This window comes from Pseudomonas sp. Pse79, assembly GCF_024519615.1.
GTDB lineage: Bacteria > Pseudomonadota > Gammaproteobacteria > Pseudomonadales > Pseudomonadaceae > Aquipseudomonas > Aquipseudomonas veronii.
The window spans coordinates 154,922-181,611 of record NZ_JALJRR010000003.1; the positions used below are offsets into that span (position 1 = coordinate 154,922).

A 26,690-nucleotide genomic window follows, 5' to 3' on the forward strand; every position below is an offset into this window, starting at 1 on the left:
CACCCACGATCCCGAGGCATCATGCCGTCAGGCAGTGACCGCCGAAGTGTGGCGCGAAGCACTGAGAAAGCGCAGCAGCGCCACCAGCGGGAACGCACTGCCCACCAGCATCACGCCCAGCCAGCCGCCGTGTTCGTACACGCTGCTGGCAATCGCCGAGCCGAAGGCACCGCCGATGAAGATGCTGGTCATGTACAGCGCGTTCAGGCGGCTGCGGCTGTTGGCGTCGAGGGCGTAGATGGCGCGTTGGCCGAGGACCATGTTCATCTGCACGCAGAAGTCGAGGACCACGCCGGTCACCGCCAGGCCGATCACGCTGTACAGCGGGTGTACGAAGGCCGGCAGGAAGCTCAGCACCGCAAACACCATGGCCAGCAGTGACGCGCGGTGGGTGTGGCCGGCATCGGCCAGGCGCCCGGCGATGGGCGCGGCGATGGCGCCGATGGCACCGACCAGGGCGAAGATCGCGATCTGGGTCTGGCTCAGGCCATGGTTGCGCACCAACTCCAGCGGCGCGGCGGTCCAGAACAGGCTGAAGGTGGCAAACATGCAACCTTGATAAAAGGCGCGCTGGCGCAACAGCGGTTGTTCACGCAGCAGGGTGCCGAGGGAACGCAGCAACTGGCCATAGCTGGCGCTGTGGTCGGGCTGGCGCTTGGGGATGGTCATCAGCAAGACCACGCTGATAACGGCCATCAACGCGGCCGCGGCCATGAACATCGCGCGCCAGCCGAAATGGTCGGCGACCACACTGGACACCGGCCGCGCCAGCAGGATGCCCAGCAACAGGCCGCCCATGATGCTGCCGACCACGCGGCCACGGGACTCGGCAGGTGCCAGGTGCGCCGCCAGTGGGATCAGGATCTGCACCGACACCGAGCTGAAACCGATCAACAACGACACCAGCAGGAACAGGTTCGGTTGCTCGGTAAACGCCGCACCCAGCAGGCTGGCGATGGCGATCACGGTGGTGCTGATCATCAGCTTGCGGTTTTCCAGCAAGTCACCCAGGGGCACCAGGAAGAACAGGCCCAGGGCGTAGCCGATTTGCGTCAGCGATACGATCAGGCTGGCCATGGCGGGCGTCAGGCCGATGTCCGGCGCGATCAGCTCGATGATCGGTTGCGCGTAGTAGATGTTGGCGACGATGGCGCCGCAGCAAAACGCAAACAGCATCACCATCCCGCGGGTCATGGTGCTCGTAGCGTGGGGAGTAGCGTTCATGGTGTTCTCATAAAAGCGAAGGAAGATGGCGAGCGAGAGTAAAGACAAGACACTGCGACGAGTAGGCTGTTAGCGGTGATAACACTCATGCCGTGAAATGATGACTGAAGCCTTGGCGTTGGCTTCGAGCGCCCATGATACATGCAGACGCACCGGCCGAAACAGGCGACCCGGCGGCCTGACGATCACGCTTGGCATCAAACGAATGTGGGGGCGGGCTTGCCTGCAATGCGGACACCCCGGTGTATCGGACACACCCGGGCGACGCTATCGCAGGCAAGCCAGCCCCCACATTGGCTCGCGTTTCTTCAGTGCAAGCGGCTTACTGCCCGTTGTAGATCTGGTCGAACACCCCGCCATCGTTGAAGTGGGTTTTCTGCACGGTGCGCCAGTCGCCAAAGGTCTTCTCGACCGACAGGAAGTCGACTTTCGGGAAACGATCGGTGTACTTGGCCAGCACTTTCGGGTCACGCGGGCGCAGGTAGTTGTTGGCCGCGATTTCCTGGCCTTCCGGCGACCACAGGTACTTCAGGTAGTCTTCGGCGACTGCGCGCGTGCCTTTCTTCTCGACCACTTTGTCCACCACCGTGACCGGTGGCTCGGCTTCGGCGGAGACACTTGGGTAGACCACTTCGAACTGATCGCGGCCGAATTCGCGGGCGATCATTTCCGCTTCGTTTTCAAAGGTCACCAGCACATCGCCGATCTGGTTGGTCATGAACGTCGTGGTCGCGGCACGGCCACCGGTGTCCAGCACGGGCGCTTGCTTGAACAGCTTGCCGACAAAGGCCTTGGCCTTGTCTTCGTCACCGCCGTTCTTCAGCACGTAGCCCCAGGCCGACAGGTAGGTGTAGCGACCGTTACCCGAGGTCTTCGGGTTGGGCACGACCACTTGCACACCATCCTTGAGCAGGTCCGGCCAGTCTTTCAGGGCTTTCGGGTTGCCCTTGCGCACGATAAACACGGTGGCCGAAGTGAACGGCGCGCTGTTGTTCGGCAGGCGGGTAGCCCAGTTGTCCGGCACCAGTTTGCCGTTGTCGACCAGGGCGTTGATGTCGGTGGCCATGTTCATGGTGATTACATCAGCCGGCAGGCCGTCGATCACCGAGCGCGCTTGTTTGCTGGAGCCGCCGAAGGACATCTGCAAGGTCAGCTTGTCGTTCGGGTGCTCGGCTTCCCAGTGTTTCTGGAAGGCGGCGTTGTAGTCCTTGTAGAAATCGCGCATCACGTCGTAGGACACGTTGAGCAGGGTGGTCGGTGCGGCCTGGACGACACCGGCCAATGCAAGGCCGGCGGCCAGAAGAGAGGCGCTAACGAGTTTTTTCACTGCTCATTCCTTGTTGTACGAGAGTAGAGAGAGGCACTTTGCCAGCGACTATAGCCGGGGGGGCACATTCGCTTAAAGATCAAAAAGATCTTTGCTTATTTCAACTTATTAAACAGTGCATTGCCACACCGTGAACAAAACGCCGCGTTTGCGTCATGGGTGTTTTTCTTGCACACCGGGCAGTCCGTTTGCAACTGTTCACCGCGCATGGCGTTGGCCAGTTCGGCGGTGAAGATCCCGGTGGGCACGGCGATGATCGAATAACCGGTGATCATCACCAGGGACGAGATCACCTGGCCCAGCGGGGTCTTGGGCACGATATCGCCGAAGCCCACGGTGGTCAGGGTCACGATCGCCCAGTAGATGCCCTTGGGGATGCTGGTGAAGCCGTTCCCAGGCCCTTCGATCACATACATCAAGGTGCCGAACACCGTCACCAGGGTGCAGACGCTGAGCAGGAACACCACGATCTTCTGCTTGCTGCCGCGCAACGCCGACATCAGGTAGTTGGCCTGCTTGAGGTACGGCCCGAGCTTGAGCACCCGGAAGATGCGCAGCATGCGGATGATGCGGATGATCAACAGGTACTGGGCATCGCTGTAATACAGCGCGAGGATGCCGGGCACGATGGCGAGCAAATCCACCAGGCCATAGAAACTGAAGGCATAGCGCAACGGCTTGGGCGAGCAGTACAGGCGCAGGCCATACTCGATGGCGAAGATGACGGTGAAGCCCCACTCGATGTAGGCCAGCACGGCGGCGTAATTGTCGTGGACTTCCTGGATGCTGTCGAGGATCACCACCACCAGGCTGGCGAGAATGATCAGCAGCAGGGTGCTGTCGAAACGCCGCCCGGCCGGTGTGTCACTCTGGAAAACCATGACATAGAGACGCTGGCGCCAGTCGTTGTTGCTGTCCATCACGTTCGCCCCTATCGAATATCGGGCAAGCCTAGGGGGATTCGAACGGGCTGTCCACGCGGGCTTTGTGCCACATCCGGCGGCTGGCGCGCACCAACCAGCAGGCGAGGATAAAGGGCGCGGTCAACGCGGGCAGGTGCAGCGCGGCAAAACCGGGGGTGAGGATGATCGCCAGGGCGATGCCGGCCAGCGGCAACCCAGGTCGGCGGCGTGTGCCGCTCAGGGCCAGGGCGGCCAGCGCCGGGTTGTAGCTGTGCAGGCCGAGGAGGGCGCCGACGGGCTCGCCCAGCAGCAGGGCGAACAGCACGCCGAGGACGGCGCCGGTCAATGCCCATGCTGCGGCACGGCGGCTGGCCAGGCATAACCCGAGCGCAATCAATGCGCCGGCCAGGGGCTGGTCCAGCAGCAGGATTTGCGCGAGGCCGCTAAAAGGCGCGCTGACGATGCCGAGAGCGTCGGGTTCGCGCAAGGCCACGGCGCTTTCGGCGGCCGCGCCCAGCAGCAGCCAGCCGAGGCCGACAAACGGCGCGGTATAGGCGGGCAAGGCCTCGGGCTGGGTGGTGTGTCGCAGCCATTGTCGGGTCAGGATCGCACTCAGGCCGCCGCAGGCGAGGATCAGCGGCACCACCATGACCGACCAGGCAAAGTGCTGGCTGATCAACAGGCCCAGCAACACACCGTTGTAGCTGTACAGGCCGGCCTGGCGTTCCGCCTTGGGATAGTCGCGGCGCTGGGCCGTGAGCCAGCCGGCGAGACCACCCAGCAGTGCACCGCCGAGCAGGGCTGGAGCGCCGAGCAGGATCGCCAGCAGACATAGCAGACCACACAGCGGCTGGCGCTGCAGGACGATCTGGCTGAAGCCGTTGAGCAGCGCTTCGGCCCAGTCGGGGCAGGAGGGAGTGGGCATTGTTGTGTGATTCAGTGAGAGCGAGTTGTCCTCATCGCAGACTTGCCTGCGATGAGACCCTGACCGGCGCTAGATCAACGTCTGATCGACCCCGGTTGCGCAACCCGCAGTTTCGGCCCTTGCAGGTCCATCGGGATGCTGAAGGGGGCATTCAACAGGGTGGGCAGCCTCGAGAATCAGAATGGCGCGAAAGTCGTTGACGTTGGTGCGGGTCGGTTCGGTGATGATCAGATCGTCGAGGGCGGCGAAATAGCCGTAGCCATTGTTGTTGTCCAGCTCGTCGCAGGCCGACAGCCCCAGCGCTTCGGCGCGGGCGTAGCTGGTGGGGGTCATGAGCGCGCCGGCGTTGTCTTCCGAACCGTCGATGCCGTCGGTATCGCCGGCCAGGGCGTAGACGCCGGGCAGGCCCTTGAGGCTGTCGGTGAGGCTCAGCAGGAATTCGGCGTTGCGCCCGCCACGGCCAGTGCCGCGCACGGTCACGGTGGTTTCCCCGCCGGACAGGATCACGCATGGCGCCGCCAACGGCTGGCCGTGCTGCACGATCTGCCGGGTGATCCCGGCGTGGACCTTGGCCACGTCCCGCGCTTCGCCTTCGAGGTCGCCGAGGATCAGCGGGCTGAACCCGGCCTGGCGGACTTTCACCGCGACCGCTTCCAACGACTGTTGTGGGCGGGCGATCAATTGGAAGTGGCTGCGGGCGAGCAGCGGGTCGCCGGGTTTGACGGTTTCCGAGGCCGGGTTCTGCAACCAACTGCGCACGGACGCCGGCGCGTCGATGTCATAGCGCTTGAGAATGGCCAGGGCCTGTTGCGAAGTGCTTGGGTCGCCGACCGTGGGGCCGGAAGCGATCACCGTGGCCAGGTCGCCCGGCACATCGGAAATCGCGTAGGTATAGACCGTCGCCGGCCATGCCGCCCTGGCCAGTCGGCCGCCCTTGATCGCCGAGAGGTGCTTGCGCACGCAATTCATCTCGCCGATGGTGGCGCCGGATTTGAGCAGGGCTTTGTTGATGGCCTGTTTGTCGGCCAGGCTGATGCCTTCGGCGGGCAGGGCGAGCAACGCCGAACCACCGCCGGAGAGCAGGAAGATCACCCGGTCGTTTTCGCTCAGTTGGCTGATCAGCGCCAGCACACGCTGCGCCACTTTGATGCCGGCGGCATCCGGGACCGGGTGGGCGGCTTCGACCACTTCGATTTTCTGGCACGGCGCGCCATGGCCGTAGCGGGTGACCACCAGGCCCGTGACTTCACCGTGCCAGGCGTTTTCCACGACCAGCGCCATGGCGGCCGCGGCTTTGCCGGCGCCGATCACAATCACCCGGCCGCTGCGGTCGGCGGGCAGGTAGGCTTCGAGGACTTGCCGGGGATGGGCGGCGTCAATGGCTGTGGCAAACAGCTCGCGAAGCAGGTGTTGCGGATCGACCGACATAAGCGGGCTCCCGGGGATTTTTTTGTTATTAGAGATGCAGCAATTGCGGCTATTGAAATGCGATCAACCTGTGGGAGGGGGCGTGCTCCCTCCCACATTTGACGGCATTTCAAAAAGGGCAGTGGTGTGGGTTATTTGTCGCGAATCGAGAAGTTCGCCATATGCTCCAAGCCCTTGATCAACGCCGAGTGGTCCCAGTTGCCGCCCCCGATCGCGGTGCAGGTGCTGAACACCTGTTGGGTGCCAGCGGTGTTCGGCAGGTTGATCCCCAGCTCCTTGGCCCCGGCCAGCGCCAGGTTGAGGTCCTTCTGGTGCAGGTTGATGCGAAAGCCCGGATCGAAGGTGCCCTTGATCATGCGTTCGCCGTGTACTTCAAGGATCTTCGACGAGGCGAAGCCGCCCATCAGCGCTTCACGCACCTTGGCCGGGTCGGCGCCGTTTTTCGCGGCGAACAGCAGCGCTTCGGCCACCGCCTGGATGTTCAGCGCGACGATGATCTGATTCGCCACTTTGGCTGTCTGGCCGTCGCCGTTGCCGCCGACCAGAGTGATGTTCTTGCCCATGCTCTGGAACAGCGGCAAGGCACGCTCGAAGGTCTGCGGCTCACCGCCGACCATGATGCTCAAGGTGCCGGCCTTGGCCCCGACTTCACCGCCGGACACCGGCGCATCGAGGTACTGCGCGCCGGTCTGGTTGATCCTGGCGGCAAAGGCCTTGGTGGCGGTGGGGGAGATCGAGCTCATGTCGATCACCACCTTGTTCGGCGACAGGCCGGCGGCCACGCCATCGGCGCGGAACAGCACGTCATCGACCTGCGGGGTGTCGGGCACCATGACGATGATGAATTCGGCTTCCTGGGCGACGTGCTGCGGGGTGGCCAGCGCGATGGCGCCGGCGGCGATCAACTCGGCTGGCGCCTTGCCGTGATGCTCGGACAGGAACAGTTGGTGACCGGCTTTTTGCAGGTTGGCGGCCATGGGTTGGCCCATGATGCCGGTGCCGATGAATCCGATTTTAGCCATGAAGAAATCCTCTTTTTATTCGATAGAGCGCGGTCTGCCAAACACATGGGGTCCAAATGTGGGAGGGGGCAAGTCCCCTCCCACAGGTTGGTTGCGTGTTGTGCCTGTCAGAGGGCGTTATGGGTCTTGAGCCAACCCAAACCCGCTTCGGTGGTGGTCAACGGCTTGTATTCACAGCCGACCCAACCCTGATAACCGATACGGTCCAAATGCTCGAACAGGAACCGATAGTTGATCTCCCCGGTCCCGGGCTCGTTGCGACCCGGGTTATCCGCCAGTTGGATGTGGTTGATCTCACCCAGGTGCGCGGCCAGGGTGCGGGCCAGATCGCCTTCCATGATTTGCATGTGGTAGATGTCGTATTGCAGGAACAGATTGGCGCTGCCCACCTGTTCGCGAATCGCCAGAGCCTGCGCGGTGTTGTTCAGGTAGAACCCAGGGATGTCGCGGGTGTTGATCGCTTCCATCACCAGCTTGATACCCGCCGCTTGCAGGGTGTCGGCGGCGTATTTGAGGTTGGCGACAAAGGTCTTTTCTACGATGGCATCGTCCACGCCCTGCGGCCGGATGCCCGCCAGGCAGTTGACCTGGGTGTTGCCCAGCACCTGGGCGTAAGCGATGGCCAGGTCGACCCCGGCGCGGAACTCCTCGACCCGATCCGGATGGCACGCCAGGCCCCGTTCGCCCTTGGCCCAATCGCCGGCCGGCAGGTTGAACAGCACCTGGGTCAAGCCATTGGCATCCAACTGCGCCTTGATTTCGGCAGAGCTGAATTCGTAGGGGAACAGGTATTCGACGCCTGCAAAGCCCGCATCGGCGGCTGCTTTGAAGCGAGCGAGAAACGCCTGTTCGGTGAACAGCATGGACAGGTTGGCGGCAAAGCGCGGCATAAGGTTCTCCTTAATCGAGCAGGGAAATGGCGGTCGGCGCATCGTTGCCGACCAGGGCCAGATCTTCGAATTCGTTGACGGCGTTGATCTCGGTGCCCATGGAAATATTGGTCACGCGCTCCAGAATAATCTCTACGATCACCGGAACCTTGAATTCTTCGAGCATTTCCTGGGCGCGGCGCAGTGCCGGCTGGATCTGGCCGGGCTCGAACACGCGCAGGGCCTTGCACCCCAGGCCTTCGGCGACGGCGACGTGGTCGACGCCATAGCCGTTGAGTTCCGGGGCGTTGAGGTTGTCGAAAGACAACTGCACGCAGTAGTCCATTTCGAACCCGCGCTGGGCCTGGCGGATCAGCCCCAGGTAGGAGTTGTTCACCACTACGTGGATATACGGCAGCTTGAACTGCGCGCCCACGGCCAGTTCTTCGATCATGAACTGGAAGTCATAGTCGCCGGACAGCGCCACCACCTTGCGGCTCGGGTCGGCCTTGACCACACCGAGCGCCGCCGGGATGGTCCAGCCCAACGGGCCGGCCTGGCCGCAGTTGATCCAGTGACGCGGCTTGTAGACATGCAGGAATTGCGCGCCGGCAATTTGCGACAGGCCGATGGTGCTGACGTAGCAGGTGTCTTTGCCGAACACCTGGTTCATCTCTTCGTACACCCGTTGCGGCTTGACCGGCACGTTGTCGAAGTGGGTCTTGCGCTGCAGGGTGGCCTTGCGCTGCTGGCAGTCATGCAGCCAGGCGCTGCGGTCCTTGAGTTTGCCTGCGGCTTTCCACTCGCGGGCGACTTCGATGAACATCGTCAGTGCGGCCCCGGCGTCGGAAACGATGCCGAGGTCCGGGGTGAATACGCGGCCGATTTGCGTCGGTTCAATGTCGACGTGAATGAACGTGCGCCCCTCGGTGTACACCTCCACCGAACCGGTGTGGCGGTTGGCCCAGCGGTTGCCGATGCCGAGCACCACGTCGGCTTTCAGCAGCGTCGCGTTGCCATAACGGTGCGACGTTTGCAGGCCGACCATGCCTACCATCTGCGGGTGATCGTCGGGGATGGTGCCCCAGCCCATCAAGGTCGGGATCACCGGGATGCCGGTCAACTCGGCGAACTCCACCAGCAGGTCGCTGGCATCGGCATTGATCACGCCGCCACCGCTCACCAGCAGCGGGCGTTCGGCCTGGTCGAGCAGGGCCAGGGCTTTTTCCACCTGGATGCGCGTGGCCAGCGGTTTGGCCAGGGGCAGCGGCTGGTAGGCGTCGATGTCGAATTCGATCTCGGCCATCTGTACGTCGAACGGCAGGTCGATCAGCACCGGGCCAGGGCGGCCGGAGCGCATTTCATAAAAGGCCTTCTGGAACGCATACGGCACCTGGCCGGGTTCGAGGACCGTGGTCGCCCACTTGGTCACCGGCTTGACGATGCTGGTGATGTCCACGGCCTGGAAATCTTCCTTGTGCATCCGCGCCCGGGGGGCCTGGCCGGTGATGCACAGGATCGGAATCGAGTCGGCCGAGGCGCTGTACAGGCCGGTGACCATGTCGGTGCCCGCCGGGCCCGATGTGCCGATGCACACGCCGATATTGCCGGCCTTGGTGCGGGTGTAGCCCTCGGCCATGTGCGAGGCGCCTTCAACATGGCGAGCAAGGACGTGATCGATGCCACCGACCTTCTGCAAGGCCGAATACAGCGGGTTGATCGCGGCGCCTGGGATACCGAAGGCGGTGTCTACCCCTTCACGACGCATCACCAGAACGGCGGCTTCGATTGCTCTCATTTTGCTCATTGTTTTGGTGCCTCTTGCGTTTTGTAATTGTATACAAGTGGTGTTTGGTCGAAGTGTATTCACGGCAAGCGCCACAGGTCAATGCATTTTATTCAGTAGCCTTTGCGTTCGTCGGAAGGTCTTTTCAGGGCATTTTTTCGACATTCGGTAGGTTTGCGCGAAAATATTGTATACAAAGAATAACTATATTGTGTTCTATTTGTTGCATCCGGTATCTGTTCCAACAGAGCCCACGGCTTTCCCATAACAAGATAAGGACGGCACCCATGAGCGCTTTAACCTTGAAAGTCGCAGTCAACCTGGCCGGCCAGGCCCTCGCCGCAGGCCGCGCCATTGCCTCGGCACCGCTGACCATTGCGGTGCTGGACGGCGGCGGTCACCTGATCACCCTGCAACGGGACGACGGCGCCAGCCTGCTGCGCCCGCAGATCGCCATCGGCAAGGCCTGGGGCGCGATTGCCCTGGGCAAAGGCTCACGCTTGCTCGCGTTGGATGCGCAGCAACGCCCGGCGTTTATCGCCGCATTGAACAGCTTGGGGCAGGGCAGCGTGGTGCCGGCGCCGGGCGGGGTGTTGATTCGGGATCAGGAAGGGCTGGTGCTGGGGGCGATCGGGATCAGCGGGGACACGTCGGATATTGATGAGCAGTGTGCGATCACGGCGATTGAAACGCTGGGTTTGTGGGCGGATGCGGGGGTGTCAGCCTGATTATTGGATGACTGTCTGGGCCCTATCGGGAGCAAGCTCCCTCCCACCTTTGACGGTATTCACAAATAGACATGTGTAAACCCGATCAAATGTGGGAGGGCGCTTGCCCCCGATTGCCACAGGCGCCTCGGTGTCTCAGTCCGGCGCACAGCCCTTGAGCACCAACCGAATAATCGTCTGCGCCGCCGCCTCGTAATCCGCTTCATCCAATTTGGCCTTGCCGGTCACCGCCGAAATCTGCCAATCGAAATCCGCATACGTCTGGGTTGCGGCCCAGATGCTGAACATCAAGTGATTGGGATCGATCGGCGCAATCAACCCGCGGTCCACCCAGTGCTGGATGCACTGGATATTGTGCTTGGCCTGGGCGTTGAGTTGCTCGACCTGTTCGGCGCTCAGGTGCGGGGCGCCGTGCATGATTTCGCTGGCGAACACCTTGGAGGCGAAGGGCAGGTCGCGGGAGATGCGGATTTTCGAGCGGATGTAGTTGCTCAGTACCACCGCAGGCTCACCCTCCGGGTTGAACGGCGTCGAGGCTGCCAGGATCGGCTCGATGATGCTCTCGAGCACTTCGCGGTAGAGGTTGTCCTTGGACTTGAAGTAGTAGTAGACGTTGGGCTTGGGCAGCCCGGCCTTGGCGGCGATGTCGCTGGTTTTGGTCGCGGCGAAGCCCTTGTCGGCAAACTCCTCGCTCGCCGCCCGCAGGATCTTTTCTTTGTTGCGCTCGCGAATGCTGCTCATAAACCAGAGGGTTCCTTGCCATGACAGGCGGTTGCGCATGGTAGCACCGGCCATCCGCGAGCCTCAACAATGTGCCCGCGACACTCTTGGGGTCGATCGTGCATCCCGGTTTTGGCCTACAAAAAACTCGAAAATAGACTATCTGTAAAATATAGACGAATTGTTTAGGTTGGCGTAGTGTCCGCTGGGTCAGTGACTGAGCCTGCGTCAATCACCCGTGTTCCTTCGGGTTAACCAGGCCTCAGGCACTACCCAGAATAAAAATAATTCGGTAGGTGCCTTCATGAAACAGGTCAAACAGACGCTCTATGCCGTAACGATCACCCTCGGGCTGTTGTCGGTGGCCCATGCGCAGCCGCTGCGTTTCGCCACGGAGGGTGCTTATCCGCCTTTCAACTACGTGGACTCGAATAACCAACTACGTGGTTTTGACGTCGATATGGCGAACGCCCTGTGCGCCAGGCTCGGCGTCGAATGCACGATTGTTGCCCAGGACTGGGAGGGCATCATCCCGGGCCTGCTCGCGAAAAAGTACGACGCGATCATCGCCTCGATGGCCATCACCGAAGAGCGCCAGAAGACCGTCAGCTTCACCCAGCCCTACAACCGCACGCGCATGGTTCTGGCAGTGCCCAGGGGCAGCGACATTCAGGACGCCGCGCCGACCACGTTGTCCGGCAAGACGGTCGGCGCTCAGTCGTCGTCCACCCAGGGTATCTACAACCAGGATGTCTATGGCGCCAATGGGGCGCGGGTCAAGTTGTACGTCGGCCAGGACGAGGCCAACAGCGACCTGCTCAACGGCCGCCTGGATGCGGTGGTCAACGACAGCGCGCCGATGCAGGAGTGGTTGAAGAACACCGACCCGCAGTGTTGCCGGGTGCTGGCTATCCCCGGTACGCAAAGCGACGCCGGTATTGCCGTGCGCAAGGCCGATGAGGCGTTGCGCGCCAGGCTGAACCAGGCCATCGCGGACGTGATCGCCGACGGCACGTATCGACAGCTCAAGTTGGCCCATGGCCTTGAGGATGATTAAGCGCGGGGGCGTCTTCCATGTTCGAGTCATTAGGGTTGTTGTCGTTGGGCGCCGGTGGGTGGGGCGGCGCGCTGCTGGCGGGCGCAGGGGTCACGATGGCGCTGGCATTGGCGTGTGTGCCGCTAGGGTTGCCATTGGGGTTGTTGGTGGCGCTGTGCAGCAGATCGGCAAACACCACGGTGAGGGCGATGGCTGCGCTGTTCTCCACCTGTTTTCGTGGCCTGCCGGAGTTGCTGACGTTATTGATCGTGTATTACGGCATCCAGATCGCGCTGCAGAAGTTCCAGGCGTATTGGGGCGGTTCGGCCGAGTTTGGCATCAACGCCTTCGTGGCGGCGGTGATCGCGTTCAGCCTGGTGCTGGCGGCCTTTTCCAGCGAGGTGTGGCTGGGGGCGTTGAAGACCGTGGCGCGCGGCCAGTACGAAGGCGCCCAGGCACTGGGCTTGAGCCGCAGGCACACGTTTTTCAAGGTGGTGCTGCCGCAGGTGATGAGGATCGCCTTGCCGGGGCTTTCGAACAACTGGTTGAGCCTGCTCAAGGACACGGCGTTGGTGTCGACCATTTCCCTGGTGGACCTGATGCGTCAGACCAGCCTGGCGGTGAACGCCACCAAGGAACCGATGCTGTTTTATCTGGCGGCGTGTGGCCTGTACCTGCTGCTGTCGTCGATGTCGGGGTTTTGCATCGCGCAGCTTGAAAAGCACTACGGCCAGGGTCGGGAGCGTGCCTCATGATGGGGGGCGAGCGTTTTGCCGAGTGGCTCGGGCTTGAACTGCTTCAGCGCTACGGTGCGCAGTTGTTCGATGGCTTGTTGCTGACCCTGCAATTGGTGGCGATATCCAGCAGCGCCGGGATGGTGCTTGGCGTGCTGTTGGCGTTGGGCAGGACCTCACGCTGGCGTTTGTTGCAGTACGGGTGCAGGGCCTATCTCTACTTTTTCAGGGGCTCGCCGCTGTTGGCGCAGTTGTTCCTGATCTATTACGGCTTGGGTTCTTTCCACGGTTTCTGGCGCGACCTTGGCCTGTGGGGCTGGTTCGGCGACCCGTGGTTTTGCGCCGTGCTGGCGTTCACCTTGAATACGGCGGCCTATCAGGCCGAGATCTTTCGCGGCGGGTTGCTCTCCGTGCCCCGTGCCCACTATGAAGCCGCGACGGTGTTGGGGTTGAGCCGCACCACCACGTTTTTCAAGGTGACCTTGCCGCAGGTGCTCATCGTGACGGTGGGGCCACTGGGCAATGAACTGATTTTGATCATCAAGGCCAGCGCGATTGTGTCGCTGGTGACCTTGCTGGATTTGATGGGCGTGGCCAAGTTGGCGTTCTCACGCACTTTTGATTTCCAGGTGTATGTGTGGGTGGCGCTGGTCTACCTGCTGGTGGTCGAGTGTGTCCGGCGAGGGGTGAACCGGATCAATCGTCGACTCACCCGCCACATGCGGCCAACTGACGAATGATAAGGAAGGGTGGATACATGGGGTCATCAGGGGAGTTTGAGCGGTCGATCTGCGCGCCTGCGCCGGTGGTGATCGACGTCGAAGGGCTGAGTAAATGGTACGGCCCATACCAGGTGCTGCACGGTATCGACCTGCGCGTGGTGCAGGGCGAGCGGATTGTGCTGTGCGGCACCTCGGGCTCCGGCAAGTCCACATTGATCCGTTGCCTCAATCGTCTGGAACCGGCGCAGCAGGGCCGAATCCAGGTGCTGGGCGCCGACTTGAGCGCTTCGCCGACGCTCTGCCGCGCGGCCTTGCGTGAGGTCGGCATGGTGTTTCAGGGCTTCAACCTGTTTCCGCACCTGACCGTCTTGCAAAACTGCATGCTGGCGCCGATGTCCGTGCGCGGCATGCCCCGCGACAGCGCGCAGGACCAGGCGATGGCGCTGCTGAAAAAAGTCGGGATCGATCAACACTGGAAAAAATACCCGGCGCAACTGTCGGGCGGCCAACAGCAGCGGGTCGCGATAGCGAGGGCATTGTGCATGACCCCGAAAATCATGCTGTTCGATGAGCCGACGTCGGCACTGGACCCGGAGGCTGTCGGCGAGGTGCTGGACGTGATGGTCATGCTCGCCGAAAGTGGCATGACCTTGCTCTGCGTCACCCACGAAATGGGCTTTGCCCGGCAAGTCGCCGGGCGTGTGCTGTTTCTCGATGGCGGGCGGATCATCGAAGACCAGCCGCCGGAGGCGTTTTTCACTGCGCCACGCACACCTCGCGCGCAAGCGTTTCTGGCGCAGGTGCTGGGGTAGGCGGCTGGTATCGAGCAGGCAAAAAAAAGCCATTCGAGCGCGTCGAATGGCTTTTTTACCGCGCGCTGCGCTTATTCGGCAATCTGCAACTTGCGCGATTCCGTATAGATGTAGCGCACCTTTTCGTACTCGAACGGCGAGTTCAACTGACCGTAGCGGAAGCTGGTCTGGTAACGCTTGTCGACCACGCGCAGGGCCCAGATCTCCGGATGGTTGGAGCTGACTTCGGAGACGTTCAGGAAGTTGATCTGCGATTCGGCGCTGTAGTCGACCACCAGGCCGCTGGTATCGCGCAGGTTCGATGGGCCCAGGATCGGCAGCACCAGATAGGCGCCGCCAGGCACGCCGTAGAAACCCAGAGTCTGGCCGAAGTCTTCGCTCTGGCGCGGCAGGCCCATGGCGGTAGCCGGGTCCCACAGCCCGGCAACGCCGATGGTGGTGTTGAGCAGCAGGCGCCCGGTGGTTTCCAGGGAGCGGTGACCCTTGAGTTGCAACAGGCTGTTCAACAGGTTGGGCACATCGCCCAGGTTGTTGAAGAAATTGCTTACGCCGGTACGCAGGAAGCTCGGCGTGACGTAGCGGTAACCGTCGACCACCGGCAGGAACACCCATTGGTCGAAGCGGTAGTTGAAGTGGTAAACGCGACGGTTCCACGATTCCAGCGGGTCGTACACGTTGAGGGCGGTCAGTGACGAGCGTTCGAACTCGCGCTGGTCCAGGCCCGGGTTGAACTTGAGCTTGCTCAGCGGCTCCTTGAAGCCGTCGGCACCCACGACGGTGGGCGCGTGCGCCTTGCTGTTGTCGGCATTGGCCACGCTTGCGCACATCAGGGCGGCAAGCAGCAGAAGATATTTAGCCACGGAAAAACTCCAGCATGGCGTCGGCGTTGACGCGGTAATTGAGGTTGCCGCAATGGCCGCCCAGCGGGTAGACAGTCAAGCGATCGCCGAAGGTTTGACGCAGGAAGCCGAGGTCGCCCGGGCCGAGGATCACGTCGTCGGCGTTATGCATGACGGCGATTTTCGGGCTGGTGTGCAGGTAGTCCTTGAGGGCGTACAGGCTGACCTGATCGACCAATTGCAACAGGCTGCCGCCATCGGAACGGGCGCGCCACATCGGGATGACCTGTTCGGTGAGGTAGCAATCGAAGTCACATTGCAGCGCGCGCTTGAGGAACGGCGTGAGGCTGGTGCCTTCGGTGATCGGGTACTTCGGCGGGATGATCAGGCCGCGGCGGTTGATCAGGTCCGAGGTGAACGCGATGTCGGCCGCCGAAAAACGGAACGTGGTGCCGATCAGCATGGCCATCTGTTCGTTGGTCAGGTGCTGCTTGGAGTTCTGGAAGTCGTAGAGCAGGGCGTCGTTAAGGTCGATGTAGCCCTTTTGCTGGAAGTAGCGGGTCAGCTTGTTCAACACCAGTTCATAAAAGGTTGTGGTGTTGTTGATGCCCTTGACCTCGGTCTGCACCAGCTTGTCGAGGTTGGTGATCGAGGTGTACAGGTTGACCGGCGGGTTGAGCAGCAGCACTTTCTTGAAGTTGAAGCTGCGGCGGGGTTCGTCGAGCTTGCTGACAAAGGCCGCATCCAGCGCACCGAGGCTGTAGCCGCTGAGGTAAAAGTCGGTGACCGGCAGTGAGGCGTTCTGCGCACGCACTGCTTGCATCACGCGGTACATGTCTTCGGCGTCTTCCTGGGTGATACCCGGCGTGGCGAAGCGCGAGGCGGCGCTCATGAAGTCGAAGCTGGTCGGCGATGACAGTTGCACGACGTGGTAGCCGGCCTGGTAGTACAGTTTTTTCAGGTATTCGTTGATGCTGCTGTCAAACCGCGCACCGGTGCCCGAGATCAGGAAGATCAGCGGTGCGGCGCGGTCTTGCTTGGCGATGCGGTAGGTGAGCTTCTTCACTGCCCAGAAGTTGTCGGGCAGGCTGAACTCGCGCTCGGGACGCATGTTCAGGGTGTAGTCGGACTGGTTGATTTCGTCGTCGCTCGGCAAGCTGGGCCGAAGGTCAGGCGGGGTGGTGGCGATGGTCGCTTCGAACGGGTTGGTCAAAGGGAAGCCATAGCTGGCCTGGTCGATGTCGACGGCCAGTGCTGACGCACTCAAAAAAAGGCTGCCCAGCAAGGCAGCGCAGCGCAAGGAACGGAGCATGACTTAATCCCTAAGAGGAAACGTGCTGAATGAAGTTCGCAGGCTATGACCACCGCGTTGCCACCGAAGTGCCAGCCATCGGCACGAAAAGTCGGATAAAAAACGTCGGAGTCGGGGTAATAGTAGGCAGAAGATACACTTTGCCGCGTATTGATGGACACTTATCTGCGTACACATCTTGCTAACGGCCACCGGGGGATTAAGCTGAGCGCCGTTTTTGCCTATCGGAGTGCTCCATGTCCCGCCGCTTGCCGCTGACCCTACTGCTCATCGCCTTGCCATTATGGCTGGCCGCCAGTTATGCCGCGCGTTACGGCTTCATGGAGGATGGCCGGTGGGTCGGCATTTGCGCGGATGAAGCCAACCGCTGGGAATGCCAGGTGCGTTCGAACCTGGGCTTGATGATTCACTTCCAGGTGATGGGCTGGGCTGCGCTGATCGCGTCGGTGCTGGCGTTTTTCGTGCCGGGCCGTGCGGGGTGGGGGTTGGCGGTGCTGGGGCTGGTGTTCGGGTTGCCGGCGTTGGCGTTGTACAACACCACATTTGCGGTGTTTGCGGTGGTGATTGCCGGGTTGCGCTTGGTCCGCAAGCCACGGGCGGCCTGATAGAGCCAATCGGGGGCAAATCGAATCGTCGCACCGCCCCTTCCACATGGGGACGCGTTCCAAATGTGGGAGGGGCTTGCCCCCGATGGCACTCTTAAGCCTTGCGCATCCGCAAGCACCGCCACAAAGCCACAACCATCAACCCACTGACCAGCGCCCAACCCCACGCCTGCTGGTTCAACAGACCTTCGCGGAACAGCTGCGGCGCAATGCCTGCACCGATGATAAAGGCCAGTAGGGCAATTTCCCGACGTGGCCCGGTCACCGGGCGAATCAGATAGACCAGGGCAGGCAGCACCAGCGCCGCACTTGGGAAGCTGCGGTAGCGCGGGTCAAACACCAGCGCCAGCATCATCACCGCGCCAGCGAACCCGGCGATTGCCACCAGCCAGCCCGCGCGCGGCTCCAGCCAGTTGAACGCCCGCTCGCGCCAACCCTCGCGGCTGCTCAAGGCCAGGGCCGCATGTGCCAGTACCAGCAGGTTCAACGCGACCAGCAGCCCCGCCCACACCCATTCATCATTGAAGCGTGCGGTTACGCGGGTCAGTTCGGCCCAGGTGCCGATGGAACAGGCGGCGACGGCCCCGAGCAGCGGCAGCAGCCAGGCGGCGCGCACGCTGCGCACCCGCCCGCCGAGCGCCAGGGTGCCCAGCAGGATGAGTCCACCGACTCCCAGCCACAGTGGCCAGTACGGTACGTTGGTCACTGGGCCTGCGAGGATGCCTTTGTCCTGGCGATCGGCGTCGAACAAGCCCCAGTAGCCGCCGACAGCGCCTTCACTGGCACGCTTCCAAGGCTGGTCGAAGGCTTCTATCAGGTTGTAGTGCCAGCCATTGGCTTCGGCCATGGCCACGAAACCGCGCATGAACTTGGCCTCATTGACCCGGCTCGGCACCGCGGTTTCGCGCTGGCGGCCTTCGCTGGGCCAGCCGGTCTCGCCGATCATTACGTCCTTGGGCGCGAATTTATTGCCGAAGGTCTGGCGCACGTCACCGACATGCTTGAGCGCCTGGTCGATTCCCGAGGGGGCGTCTTCCCAGTACGGCAGCAAGTGGATGGTCAGGAAATCCACCGCCGGGGCAATTTCCGGGTGTTGCAGCCAGAATTCCCAGACGTCGGCATACGTGACCGGCTGCTTGATCTGGCTTTTGACCTTATGGATCAGCTTCACCAACTGTGCGGCCGTGACTTCCTTGCGCAGCAGGGTTTCGTTGCCGACGATCACCGAAGTCACCACGTCGGCGTTGGCGTTGGCCGAGGCGATCAAGGCGTCGACTTCTTTTTCGGTGTCGACCGGGTTGCCGTTGACCCAGGCGCCGATCATCAGTTTCAGCCCGTGCTTGCGCGCCAGGTCCGGCAAGGCTTCCAGGCCGGTCATGGAGTAGGTGCGGATGCATTCGAAGCGGGTGGCCAGCAGGGCCAGGTCGGCGTCCATGCGCTCGGGGCGCAGCTTGAACGGTTGGTCGAACGGTGATTGGTCCTTGTCGAACGGTGTGTAGGAGGCGCATTGCAGTTTGTGGCTGGCGCTGGCCACGTCCGGCAGCACCACTGGCCGGCCGAGGCCATACCAGTACCCGACCAGCGCAAGCAGGCCGAGGATCAAGGCGAATAAATAGGGCAGGGCAGGGAAGCGGGCAGTTGCAGGCATGGTCGGCTTATCTGGGGAGCAAAGGCGCGCATCTTACCCGGATTTGTCGCGTCCCAGTGGGGCTGCATGATTTAGATATGCAAAGTTCGGGCGGGGTATGAGGTGAGCGTCCCATAACAGCGCTAGCTGGCGATGTGATGTCGTTTCTTGCTTACCTGAGGTCGCTGACAGAGCAGGACAAAGGCCCCGGCAGGTTGATGATCGAAGTATCAGCACTCCACTGATGTCGTTGCCGCCGGATCGATGCGCGTGAAGGGGGCGTGGCGCACCACATAACAACAGGTTGACGTCGCTCGACATCCGTCGGGCGCAGCACTTTCGGGGAAGTACGATGAAGATGCGACGACTCTTGGGCGCAGTTGCCACTCTGGTAGTTGCGATGAGCTCCACACTGGCCAGCGCCGACAGCAAAACCCTGAGCATCGGCTACGTGGACGGTTGGTCCGACAGCGTTGCCACCACTCATGTGGCGGCAGAGGTGATCAAGGCAAAGCTCGGTTATGACGTCAAGTTGCAAGCGGTCGCCACCGGGATCATGTGGCAGGGTGTTGCCACCGGTAAGCTCGACGCCATGCTCTCTGCCTGGCTACCCGTGACCCACGGTGAATACTGGGCCAAGAACAAGGACAAGGTGGTCGACTACGGCCCCAACTTCAAGGATGCGAAGATCGGCCTGATCGTGCCGGAGTACGTCAAGGCCAAGTCCATCGAAGACCTCAAGACCGACACCACCTTCAAGAACAAGATCGTCGGTATCGACGCCGGTTCAGGCGTGATGCTCAAGACCGACGAAGCGATCAAGGCCTATGGCCTGGACTACAAGCTGCAAGCCAGCTCCGGTGCCGCGATGATCGCCGAACTGACCCGCGCCGAAGACAAGCAGGAATCCATCGCAGTCACCGGGTGGGTGCCGCACTGGATGTTCGCCAAGTGGAAACTGCGGTTCCTGGACGATCCAAAAGGGATCTATGGCGCTGCTGAAACCGTCAACAGCATTGGTAGCAAGGGCCTGGAGAAGAAAGCCCCGGAAGTCGTGGCGTTCCTGAAGAAATTCCAATGGGCTTCCAAGGACGAAATCGGTGAAGTCATGCTCGCCATCCAGGAGGGTGCCAAGCCCGATGCAGCCGCCAAGGACTGGGTTGCCAAGCACCCTGAGCGGGTTGCCGAGTGGCTCGCCAAGTAACCCCCCTTTGATGTAACCCCTTGTGGGAGGGGGCTTGCCCCCGATAGCGATGGATCAGTCAGATCATCAGCGACTGACACACCGCAATCGGGGGCAAGCCCCCTCCCACATTATTATTTTCGCCGCCCGCAAATGTTTCTGCGCCCTCGCAAACCCTCGCTACACTCCCTCTAATACTAAGGTCGTCTGGAACCTGCCCCGTAGCCGCATACAGTGGCTATTGTTTCAATAATAACAAAGCTGTGCTGCGAGGATAAAAACAATGAACGACAGCATTTACCTCTCGATTCAAAACAGCCCGCGCTTCAAGGAGCTGGTTAGAAAAAGGGAAAGGTTCGCCTGGATTCTCTCGGCGATCATGCTAGGGCTTTACTCCGGATTCATCCTGTTGATTGCCTACGGGCCACAATTGCTGGGGGCTAAGATCAGCTCCACTTCGTCCATCACCTGGGGAATCCCTATCGGTGTCGGGCTGATTCTATCGGCCTTTGTCCTCACTGCGATCTACGTGCGACGCGCCAACGGCGAATTCGACGATCTGAACAATGCGATTCTCAAGGAGGCTGCGCAATGATCCGTCGTCTATTGGCTGTACTGGGTGCTTCGGTCTTCGCGCCTGCTATATGGGCGGGGGAGGCGTTGACCGGTGAAGTGCAAAAACAACCGCTGAATATTCCAGCGATCCTGATGTTCGTGGTCTTTGTCGGCGCGACGTTGTGCATTACCTACTGGGCGTCCAAGCGCAACAACTCGGCGGCCGACTACTATGCGGCCGGCGGCAAGATCACCGGTTTCCAGAACGGCCTGGCGATTGCCGGCGACTATATGTCGGCCGCGTCCTTCCTGGGTATTTCCGCACTGGTATACACCTCCGGCTACGACGGCCTGATCTACTCAATCGGCTTCCTGGTGGGCTGGCCGATCATTCTGTTCCTGATCGCCGAGCGCCTGCGTAACCTGGGTAAATACACCTTTGCCGACGTGGCGTCCTACCGCCTCGGGCAAACCCAGATCCGTAGCCTGTCGGCTTGCGGTTCGCTGGTGGTGGTGGCGTTCTACCTGATCGCGCAGATGGTAGGCGCGGGCAAGTTGATCCAGCTGCTGTTCGGCCTTGATTACCACGTAGCGGTGATCATGGTGGGTGTCCTGATGTGCCTGTACGTGCTGTTCGGCGGCATGCTGGCGACCACCTGGGTGCAGATCATCAAGGCAGTGTTGCTGCTGTCCGGTGCTACGTTCATGGCAGTCATGGTGATGAAGCACGTCAACTTCGACTTCAGCACGCTGTTTTCCGAGGCGATCAAGGTTCACCCTAAAGGTGAAGCGATCATGAGCCCTGGCGGTCTGGTGAAAGATCCGGTCTCCGCGTTCTCCCTGGCCCTGGCACTGATGTTCGGTACGGCCGGCCTGCCGCACATCCTGATGCGCTTCTTCACCGTGAGCGACGCCAAGGAAGCGCGCAAGAGCGTGTTGTACGCCACTGGTTTCATTGGCTACTTCTACATCCTGACCTTCATCATCGGTTTCGGCGCGATCCTGCTGGTCAGCACCAACCCGGCGTTCAAGGATGCTGCAGGCGCCTTGCTCGGTGGTAACAACATGGCGGCGGTTCACCTGGCCAACGCGGTGGGTGGCAGTATCTTCCTGGGCTTCATCTCGGCTGTGGCGTTTGCCACCATCCTCGCGGTGGTTGCGGGCTTGACCCTGGCCGGTGCTTCGGCGGTGTCCCATGACCTGTATGCCAGCGTGATCAAGAAAGGCAAGGCCAACGACAAAGAGGAGATTCGCGTCTCGAAGATCACCACTATCGCCTTGGCGGTGCTGGCAATCGGTCTGGGTATCCTGTTTGAAAGCCAGAACATTGCGTTCATGGTCGGCCTGGCGTTCTCTATCGCTGCCAGCTGTAACTTCCCGGTGTTGCTGCTTTCCATGTACTGGAAGAACCTCACCACCCGTGGCGCAATGATTGGCGGCTGGCTCGGGTTGGTCAGTGCCGTGGGCCTGATGGTCCTGGGGCCGACCATCTGGGTGTCGATCCTGCATCACGAAAAAGCCATCTTCCCGTATGAGTACCCTGCGCTGTTCTCGATGTTCATCGCGTTCGTCAGCATCTGGTTCTTCTCCATCACCGACAAGTCGGCGGCGGCAGTCAAGGAACGGGCGCTGTACTTCCCGCAGTTTGTGCGTTCGCAGACTGGCCTGGGGGCGAGTGGGGCGGTTTCTCACTAAGGTTGTAGCTCAATAGGAAATGCCCCGGTCGATAGGCTGGGGCATTTTTTTTTGGCTGGAGTTTTGTGGTGGCTGGGCCATTGCTATCGGGGGCAAGCCCCCTCCCACAGCTGATTGCATTCCAAGGTGGGTAGTTGGTCAGGTTTGGGGGGCTTAATAGGAAATGCCCCGGTCGATAGGCTGGGGCATTTTTTTTGGCTGGAGTTTTGTGGTGGCTGGGCCATTGCTATCGGGGGCAAGCCCCCTCCCACAGTTGATTGCATTCCAAGGTGGGTAGTTGGTCAGGTTTGGGGGGGGCTTAATAGGACGTGTCCCGGTCGATAGGCTGGGGTTTTGTGTTGACTGGGCTAGTGTCATCGGGAGCAAGCTCCCGATAGCTGAATTTCAGACAAAACAGTTTCTTGGTTCCTGCACAAATAAAAACGGCCTCCATGAAGGAGGCCGCTTTTTTATTGCGCGTCGGTCAGATGCTTACTTGCGATCTTCCAACTTGGTAATGTCACGCGACTCGTAGCCGGTGTACAGCTGGCGCGGGCGGCCAATCTTGTACGGGCTGGAGAGCATTTCTTTCCAGTGGGAGATCCAGCCCACGGTCCGCGCCAGGGCGAAGATCACGGTGAACATGCTGGTTGGAATGCCGATCGCCTTGAGGATGATCCCCGAGTAGAAGTCGACGTTCGGGTACAGCGAGCGCTCGATGAAGTACGGGTCGGTCAGAGCGATCTCTTCCAGGCGCATGGCCAGTTCGAGTTGCGGATCGTTCTTGATGCCCAGTTCCCTCAACACTTCGTCGCAGGTCTTCTTCATGACGGTGGCGCGCGGGTCGCGGTTCTTGTAGACCCGGTGACCGAAGCCCATCAACTTGAACGGATCGTTCTTGTCCTTGGCCTTGGCGATGTATTTGTCGATGTTCGAGACATCGCCGATTTCATCGAGCATGGTCAATACGGCTTCGTTCGCACCGCCGTGGGCAGGGCCCCACAGCGCGGCGATACCGGCGGCGATACAGGCGAACGGGTTGGCACCCGAAGAGCCGGCCAGACGCACGGTAGAGGTGGAGGCGTTCTGCTCGTGGTCGGCATGGAGGATGAAGATCCGGTCCATTGCCTTGGCGAGCACCGGGCTGATCGGTTTGATCTCGCACGGGGTGTTGAACATCATGTGCAGGAAGTTTTCCGCGTAAGTCAGGTCGTTGCGCGGGTACATCATGGGTTGCCCCATGGAGTACTTGTAAACCATTGCGGCCAGGGTCGGCATCTTGGCAACCAGGCGGATCGCGGAGATTTCGCGATGCTGCGGGTTATTGATGTCGAGGGAGTCGTGATAGAAGGCCGACAGGGCGCCGACCACGCCGCACATGACGGCCATCGGGTGGGCGTCGCGACGGAAGCCGTTGAAGAACGTCTTCAACTGCTCGTGAACCATGGTGTGGTTCTTTACAGTACTGACAAACTGGGCTTTCTGCTCGGCGGTTGGCAACTCGCCATTTAGTAGCAGATAGCAGGTTTCCAGGTAGTCCGATTTCTCAGCCAGTTGCTCGATCGGGTAGCCCCGATGCAGCAAAATGCCATTATCGCCATCAATATAGGTAATCTTCGACTCGCATGAAGCGGTCGACATGAAACCTGGGTCGAAAGTGAAACGGCCCGTGGCCGTCAGGCCCCGTACGTCGATAACATCAGGACCAACGGTGCCGGTTAAAATGGGCAGCTCGACGGGGGCTGCGCCCTCGATGATCAACTGCGCTTTTTTGTCAGCCATGTGGCCTCCTATTTATGCTTCAAATCATCAGACAGACCCCCCACGCAGGGCCCGCACCACTATAGTGAGATAAATTCAGATGTCAATTTGCCTAAAGTCTTGCCCCAGAAGGCTTTAACCGGACTTTTTCCTCGAAATTTACCGCCATTTACGCCTTTTATCCTGCCAACGCAATGCGCTATTAGGGTGAGGTCAGCGCGTTGTCATTAGTAACCTAACTGTCTATACTCGGCCACCGACCGCCAAGGGCTTTTGGGCTTGCTTTCATTGGGGGTCGCACTCCCTGGGTGGTGTTACCTGACCAGTCCGCTCCCCAACAACTTTGCCCTGATTGTTAGGGGCTCTTCAGTGTGAAAAAAAGCCGTGAATAGCCAACGACCTGTAAACCTAGACCTAAGGACCATCAAACTCCCCATCACCGGCGTTACGTCGTTCCTGCACCGTGTTTCCGGCATCATCCTCTTCCTGGGCCTGGGCTTCATGCTTTATGCATTGAGCAAATCCCTGGGTTCCGAGGAAGGTTATGCCGAGGTGAAGGCATGCTTGACCAGTCCGCTGGCCAAGTTCGTAGCATGGGGCCTCTTGTCCGCTCTGCTGTATCACTTGGTAGCCGGCGTGCGCCACTTGATCATGGATATGGGCATCGGTGAGACGCTGGAAGGCGGCCGCCTGGGCTCGAAAATCGTCATCGCCGTTTCCGTGGCGCTGATCGTTCTGGCAGGAGTTTGGATATGGTAACCAGCGTAACGAATCTGTCGCGTTCGGGCCTCTATGACTGGATGGCACAGCGTGTGTCTGCGGTCGTTCTCGCGGCTTATTTCATTTTCCTGATCGGATACCTCGTCGCCAATCCGGGCATCGGCTATGAGCAATGGCATGGCCTGTTTTCCCACAATGCGATGCGAATCTTCAGTCTGCTGGCCCTTGTAGCCCTGGGCGCTCACGCCTGGGTCGGCATGTGGACCATTTCGACCGACTACCTGACGCCGATGGCGCTGGGCAAGTCTGCGACAGCAGTACGGTTTCTCTTCCAGGCAGTATGCGGCGTCGCGATGTTCGCTTACTTCGTCTGGGGTGTGCAGATTCTTTGGGGTATCTGATCCATGGCTAACATTCCAACTATTTCCTTCGACGCCATCATCATTGGTGGCGGCGGCGCCGGCATGCGCGCAGCGCTGCAACTGGCTCAGGGTGGTCACAAGACTGCCGTGATCACCAAGGTGTTCCCGACGCGTTCCCACACCGTATCGGCCCAGGGTGGCATCACCTGCGCCATCGCCTCCGCCGACCCGAACGATGACTGGCGCTGGCACATGTACGATACCGTCAAGGGTTCCGACTATATCGGTGACCAGGACGCTATCGAATACATGTGTCAGGAAGGCCCGGCTGCCGTGTTCGAGCTGGACCACATGGGTCTGCCGTTCTCGCGTACCGAGCAAGGTCGTATCTACCAGCGTCCATTCGGCGGTCAGTCGAAGGATTACGGTAAAGGCGGCCAGGCTGCCCGTACTTGCGCCGCGTCCGACCGTACCGGTCACGCGCTGCTGCATACCCTGTATCAGGGCAACCTGAAAGCCGGCACCACGTTCCTGAACGAGTACTACGCGGTTGACCTGGTAAAAAACCAGGACGGCGCATTCGTCGGCGTGATCGCCATCTGCATCGAAACCGGTGAAACCACCTACATCCGCGCCAAGGCTACCGTTCTGGCGACTGGCGGTGCAGGTCGTATCTACGCCTCGACCACCAACGCACTGATCAACACCGGCGACGGCGTTGGCATGGCGCTGCGTGCCGGCGTGCCGGTGCAAGACATTGAAATGTGGCAGTTCCACCCAACCGGCATCGCCGGCGCCGGTGTACTCGTCACCGAAGGTTGCCGTGGTGAAGGTGGCTACCTGATCAACAAGCACGGTGAGCGTTTCATGGAGCGTTATGCTCCGAACGCGAAAGACCTTGCCGGTCGTGACGTTGTAGCCCGTTCCATGGTCAAGGAAATCATTGCCGGCAACGGCTGTGGCCCGAACGGCGACCACGTGCTGCTCAAGCTCGATCACCTCGGCGAGGAAGTGCTGCACAGCCGCCTGCCAGGTATCTGCGAACTGTCCAAGACCTTTGCGCACGTTGACCCGGTGGTTGCTCCGGTTCCGGTTGTTCCGACTTGCCACTACATGATGGGCGGCGTGCCGACCAACATCCATGGCCAGGCAATCACCCAGAATGCCGACGGCGTGGACGAGATCATCCATGGTCTGTTCGCGGTGGGCGAAGTGGCTTGCGTATCGGTACACGGCGCCAACCGTCTGGGCGGCAACTCGCTGCTCGACCTGGTGGTCTTCGGTCGCGCTGCCGGCCTGCACCTGGAAAAGGCGCTGACCGACGGCATCGAATACGATGACGCTACCGACGCCAACATCGAAGCTGCCCTGGCGCGTCTGTCCGCTCTGAACGAGCGTACCGAAGGCGAAGACGTGGCTACCCTGCGTCGCGAGCTGCAAAGCTGCATGCAGAACTACTTCGGTGTATTCCGTACCGGCGAATACATGCAGAAGGGTATTGCCCTGCTGGCTGACCTGCGCAAGCGCATCGCCAACGTCAAGATCAACGATAAGAGCCAGGCGTTCAACACCGCTCGTATCGAAGCCCTTGAGCTGCAAAACCTGTTGGAAGTGGCTGAAGCGACTGCGATTGCCGCCGAGGTTCGTAAAGAGTCCCGCGGTGCTCACGCTCGTGAAGACTACGAAGACCGTGACGATGAAAACTGGCTGTGCCACACCCTCTACTTCCCGGGTGAAAAGCGCGTCACCAAGCGTGCCGTTAACTTCTCGCCGAAGACGGTTCCGATGTTTGAACCGAAAATTCGGACTTACTAAGG

25 protein-coding genes are annotated in these 26,690 nt (G+C 60.9%); 12 read left to right on the top strand and 13 right to left on the bottom strand.

Annotation, left to right across the window (positions count from 1 at the left end):
* Window positions 1–27: 27 nt before the first annotated feature.
* From NR164_RS06315 to gcl, 8 genes are all read right to left on the bottom strand, one after another.
* On the bottom strand, window positions 28–1,224 hold the full coding sequence (locus tag NR164_RS06315) for an MFS transporter (RefSeq protein ID WP_026140344.1): 1,197 nt from the start codon (window positions 1,222–1,224) through the stop codon (window positions 28–30).
* 322 nt (window positions 1,225–1,546) lie between these two features.
* Complete coding sequence (locus NR164_RS06320) at window positions 1,547–2,551, bottom strand: sulfate ABC transporter substrate-binding protein (protein ID WP_046384213.1); 1,005 nt, start codon at window positions 2,549–2,551, stop codon at window positions 1,547–1,549.
* 95 nt (window positions 2,552–2,646) lie between these two features.
* Window positions 2,647–3,471, bottom strand: a complete 825-nt coding sequence (locus tag NR164_RS06325; protein ID WP_079443172.1) for an ion transporter — start codon at window positions 3,469–3,471, stop codon at window positions 2,647–2,649.
* Between the two features lie 31 nt (window positions 3,472–3,502).
* On the bottom strand, window positions 3,503–4,378 hold the full coding sequence (locus NR164_RS06330) for an urea transporter (RefSeq protein WP_256822497.1): 876 nt from the start codon (window positions 4,376–4,378) through the stop codon (window positions 3,503–3,505).
* A gap of 69 nt (window positions 4,379–4,447) precedes the next feature.
* Window positions 4,448–5,806: a glycerate kinase gene (locus tag NR164_RS06335; protein WP_256822498.1), complete on the bottom strand. Its 1,359-nt coding sequence runs from the start codon at window positions 5,804–5,806 to the stop codon at window positions 4,448–4,450.
* Window positions 5,807–5,937: 131 nt separating this feature from the next.
* Window positions 5,938–6,828, bottom strand: a complete 891-nt coding sequence (locus NR164_RS06340; RefSeq protein WP_046486391.1) for a 2-hydroxy-3-oxopropionate reductase — start codon at window positions 6,826–6,828, stop codon at window positions 5,938–5,940.
* Window positions 6,829–6,935: 107 nt separating this feature from the next.
* A complete protein-coding gene (gene hyi, locus NR164_RS06345; RefSeq protein ID WP_017849457.1) occupies window positions 6,936–7,718 on the bottom strand; it encodes a hydroxypyruvate isomerase in 783 nt (260 codons plus the stop codon).
* A gap of 10 nt (window positions 7,719–7,728) precedes the next feature.
* The gene (gene gcl / locus NR164_RS06350; RefSeq protein ID WP_017849458.1) at window positions 7,729–9,504 is read right to left on the bottom strand and encodes a glyoxylate carboligase; all 1,776 of its coding nucleotides are present in this window, start codon (window positions 9,502–9,504) and stop codon (window positions 7,729–7,731) included.
* Between the two features lie 266 nt (window positions 9,505–9,770).
* Between gcl and NR164_RS06355 the strand changes: the two genes are divergently transcribed.
* Window positions 9,771–10,211 (top strand): heme-binding protein, encoded by a 441-nt coding sequence (locus NR164_RS06355; RefSeq protein ID WP_046384207.1) that lies wholly within the window; start codon window positions 9,771–9,773, stop codon window positions 10,209–10,211.
* 135 nt (window positions 10,212–10,346) lie between these two features.
* On the opposite strand, the gene NR164_RS06360 is transcribed toward NR164_RS06355, so the two are convergent.
* Window positions 10,347–10,952 (bottom strand): TetR/AcrR family transcriptional regulator, encoded by a 606-nt coding sequence (locus NR164_RS06360; protein WP_046384206.1) that lies wholly within the window; start codon window positions 10,950–10,952, stop codon window positions 10,347–10,349.
* A 283-nt stretch (window positions 10,953–11,235) separates the two neighbouring features.
* Here NR164_RS06360 and NR164_RS06365 point away from each other — a divergent pair, with 283 nt between their 5' ends.
* Genes NR164_RS06365 through NR164_RS06380 form a run of 4 tightly spaced genes read left to right on the top strand, consistent with a single transcriptional unit; the run spans window position 11,236 to window position 14,235 of the window.
* Window positions 11,236–11,988, top strand: coding sequence for a transporter substrate-binding domain-containing protein (locus tag NR164_RS06365; RefSeq protein ID WP_256822500.1), 753 nt, complete (start codon window positions 11,236–11,238; stop codon window positions 11,986–11,988).
* Between the two features lie 17 nt (window positions 11,989–12,005).
* Window positions 12,006–12,722 carry an ABC transporter permease gene (locus NR164_RS06370; protein ID WP_057003708.1) on the top strand — a complete coding sequence of 239 codons (717 nt, stop codon included), beginning with the start codon at window positions 12,006–12,008 and terminating at the stop codon, window positions 12,720–12,722.
* On the top strand, window positions 12,719–13,441 hold the full coding sequence (locus tag NR164_RS06375) for an ABC transporter permease (protein ID WP_046384203.1): 723 nt from the start codon (window positions 12,719–12,721) through the stop codon (window positions 13,439–13,441). Before NR164_RS06370 ends, NR164_RS06375 begins: the two co-directional genes overlap by 4 nt.
* A gap of 17 nt (window positions 13,442–13,458) precedes the next feature.
* Window positions 13,459–14,235 carry an amino acid ABC transporter ATP-binding protein gene (locus tag NR164_RS06380; protein WP_046384202.1) on the top strand — a complete coding sequence of 259 codons (777 nt, stop codon included), beginning with the start codon at window positions 13,459–13,461 and terminating at the stop codon, window positions 14,233–14,235.
* A 71-nt stretch (window positions 14,236–14,306) separates the two neighbouring features.
* Here the strand turns inward: NR164_RS06380 and NR164_RS06385 are convergent, their stop codons facing one another.
* Both NR164_RS06385 and NR164_RS06390 read right to left on the bottom strand, forming a co-directional pair.
* Entirely contained in the window at window positions 14,307–15,095 is a 789-nt protein-coding gene (locus NR164_RS06385) for a VacJ family lipoprotein (RefSeq protein ID WP_046384201.1), read from the bottom strand.
* Window positions 15,088–16,386 (bottom strand): serine/threonine protein kinase, encoded by a 1,299-nt coding sequence (locus NR164_RS06390; RefSeq protein ID WP_256822502.1) that lies wholly within the window; start codon window positions 16,384–16,386, stop codon window positions 15,088–15,090. Before NR164_RS06390 ends, NR164_RS06385 begins: the two co-directional genes overlap by 8 nt.
* Before the next feature lie 236 nt (window positions 16,387–16,622).
* Here NR164_RS06390 and NR164_RS06395 point away from each other — a divergent pair, with 236 nt between their 5' ends.
* On the top strand, window positions 16,623–16,991 hold the full coding sequence (locus NR164_RS06395; RefSeq protein WP_046384199.1) for a hypothetical protein: 369 nt from the start codon (window positions 16,623–16,625) through the stop codon (window positions 16,989–16,991).
* A gap of 94 nt (window positions 16,992–17,085) precedes the next feature.
* On the opposite strand, the gene NR164_RS06400 is transcribed toward NR164_RS06395, so the two are convergent.
* Window positions 17,086–18,639, bottom strand: a complete 1,554-nt coding sequence (locus tag NR164_RS06400) for a glycosyl hydrolase family 17 protein (protein WP_102618158.1) — start codon at window positions 18,637–18,639, stop codon at window positions 17,086–17,088.
* A 331-nt stretch (window positions 18,640–18,970) separates the two neighbouring features.
* Here NR164_RS06400 and NR164_RS06405 point away from each other — a divergent pair, with 331 nt between their 5' ends.
* The 3 genes from NR164_RS06405 to NR164_RS06415 all read left to right on the top strand — a co-directional run bounded on the left by NR164_RS06405 (window position 18,971) and on the right by NR164_RS06415 (window position 22,051).
* Entirely contained in the window at window positions 18,971–19,822 is an 852-nt protein-coding gene (locus tag NR164_RS06405; RefSeq protein ID WP_134939770.1) for a glycine betaine ABC transporter substrate-binding protein, read from the top strand.
* 262 nt (window positions 19,823–20,084) lie between these two features.
* Window positions 20,085–20,396: a DUF485 domain-containing protein gene (locus tag NR164_RS06410; RefSeq protein ID WP_017846760.1), complete on the top strand. Its 312-nt coding sequence runs from the start codon at window positions 20,085–20,087 to the stop codon at window positions 20,394–20,396.
* Window positions 20,393–22,051, top strand: a complete 1,659-nt coding sequence (locus NR164_RS06415; RefSeq protein ID WP_017846761.1) for a cation acetate symporter — start codon at window positions 20,393–20,395, stop codon at window positions 22,049–22,051. The genes NR164_RS06410 and NR164_RS06415 overlap by 4 nt, the downstream gene beginning before the upstream one ends.
* 471 nt (window positions 22,052–22,522) lie before the next feature.
* Here the strand turns inward: NR164_RS06415 and gltA are convergent, their stop codons facing one another.
* Entirely contained in the window at window positions 22,523–23,812 is a 1,290-nt protein-coding gene (gene gltA / locus NR164_RS06420; protein WP_017846762.1) for a citrate synthase, read from the bottom strand.
* Between the two features lie 363 nt (window positions 23,813–24,175).
* On the opposite strand from gltA, the gene sdhC reads away from it, so the two are divergent.
* The 3 genes from sdhC to sdhA are packed head-to-tail and all read left to right on the top strand — an operon-like array spanning window position 24,176 to window position 26,688.
* Entirely contained in the window at window positions 24,176–24,550 is a 375-nt protein-coding gene (gene sdhC / locus NR164_RS06425) for a succinate dehydrogenase, cytochrome b556 subunit (RefSeq protein ID WP_017846763.1), read from the top strand.
* Window positions 24,544–24,912: a succinate dehydrogenase, hydrophobic membrane anchor protein gene (gene sdhD / locus NR164_RS06430; RefSeq protein ID WP_017846764.1), complete on the top strand. Its 369-nt coding sequence runs from the start codon at window positions 24,544–24,546 to the stop codon at window positions 24,910–24,912. The genes sdhC and sdhD overlap by 7 nt, the downstream gene beginning before the upstream one ends.
* A gap of 3 nt (window positions 24,913–24,915) precedes the next feature.
* Window positions 24,916–26,688 (top strand): succinate dehydrogenase flavoprotein subunit, encoded by a 1,773-nt coding sequence (gene sdhA / locus NR164_RS06435; RefSeq protein WP_017846765.1) that lies wholly within the window; start codon window positions 24,916–24,918, stop codon window positions 26,686–26,688.
* Window positions 26,689–26,690: the final 2 nt, after the last annotated feature.

Coding starts and splice junctions, on each gene's coding strand:
- NR164_RS06315 (WP_026140344.1), bottom strand. CDS start 1,224: ATGAACGCTACTCCCCACGCTACGAGCACCATGACCCGCGGGATGGTG.
- NR164_RS06325 (WP_079443172.1), bottom strand. CDS start 3,471: ATGGACAGCAACAACGACTGGCGCCAGCGTCTCTATGTCATGGTTTTC.
- NR164_RS06330 (WP_256822497.1), bottom strand. CDS start 4,378: ATGCCCACTCCCTCCTGCCCCGACTGGGCCGAAGCGCTGCTCAACGGC.
- NR164_RS06335 (WP_256822498.1), bottom strand. CDS start 5,806: ATGTCGGTCGATCCGCAACACCTGCTTCGCGAGCTGTTTGCCACAGCC.
- NR164_RS06340 (WP_046486391.1), bottom strand. CDS start 6,828: ATGGCTAAAATCGGATTCATCGGCACCGGCATCATGGGCCAACCCATG.
- hyi (WP_017849457.1), bottom strand. CDS start 7,718: ATGCCGCGCTTTGCCGCCAACCTGTCCATGCTGTTCACCGAACAGGCG.
- gcl (WP_017849458.1), bottom strand. CDS start 9,504: ATGAGCAAAATGAGAGCAATCGAAGCCGCCGTTCTGGTGATGCGTCGT.
- NR164_RS06355 (WP_046384207.1), top strand. CDS start 9,771: ATGAGCGCTTTAACCTTGAAAGTCGCAGTCAACCTGGCCGGCCAGGCC.
- NR164_RS06360 (WP_046384206.1), bottom strand. CDS start 10,952: ATGAGCAGCATTCGCGAGCGCAACAAAGAAAAGATCCTGCGGGCGGCG.
- NR164_RS06365 (WP_256822500.1), top strand. CDS start 11,236: ATGAAACAGGTCAAACAGACGCTCTATGCCGTAACGATCACCCTCGGG.
- NR164_RS06370 (WP_057003708.1), top strand. CDS start 12,006: ATGTTCGAGTCATTAGGGTTGTTGTCGTTGGGCGCCGGTGGGTGGGGC.
- NR164_RS06375 (WP_046384203.1), top strand. CDS start 12,719: ATGATGGGGGGCGAGCGTTTTGCCGAGTGGCTCGGGCTTGAACTGCTT.
- NR164_RS06380 (WP_046384202.1), top strand. CDS start 13,459: ATGGGGTCATCAGGGGAGTTTGAGCGGTCGATCTGCGCGCCTGCGCCG.
- NR164_RS06390 (WP_256822502.1), bottom strand. CDS start 16,386: ATGCTCCGTTCCTTGCGCTGCGCTGCCTTGCTGGGCAGCCTTTTTTTG.
- NR164_RS06395 (WP_046384199.1), top strand. CDS start 16,623: ATGTCCCGCCGCTTGCCGCTGACCCTACTGCTCATCGCCTTGCCATTA.
- NR164_RS06400 (WP_102618158.1), bottom strand. CDS start 18,639: ATGCCTGCAACTGCCCGCTTCCCTGCCCTGCCCTATTTATTCGCCTTG.
- NR164_RS06405 (WP_134939770.1), top strand. CDS start 18,971: ATGAAGATGCGACGACTCTTGGGCGCAGTTGCCACTCTGGTAGTTGCG.
- NR164_RS06410 (WP_017846760.1), top strand. CDS start 20,085: ATGAACGACAGCATTTACCTCTCGATTCAAAACAGCCCGCGCTTCAAG.
- NR164_RS06415 (WP_017846761.1), top strand. CDS start 20,393: ATGATCCGTCGTCTATTGGCTGTACTGGGTGCTTCGGTCTTCGCGCCT.
- gltA (WP_017846762.1), bottom strand. CDS start 23,812: ATGGCTGACAAAAAAGCGCAGTTGATCATCGAGGGCGCAGCCCCCGTC.
- sdhD (WP_017846764.1), top strand. CDS start 24,544: ATGGTAACCAGCGTAACGAATCTGTCGCGTTCGGGCCTCTATGACTGG.
- sdhA (WP_017846765.1), top strand. CDS start 24,916: ATGGCTAACATTCCAACTATTTCCTTCGACGCCATCATCATTGGTGGC.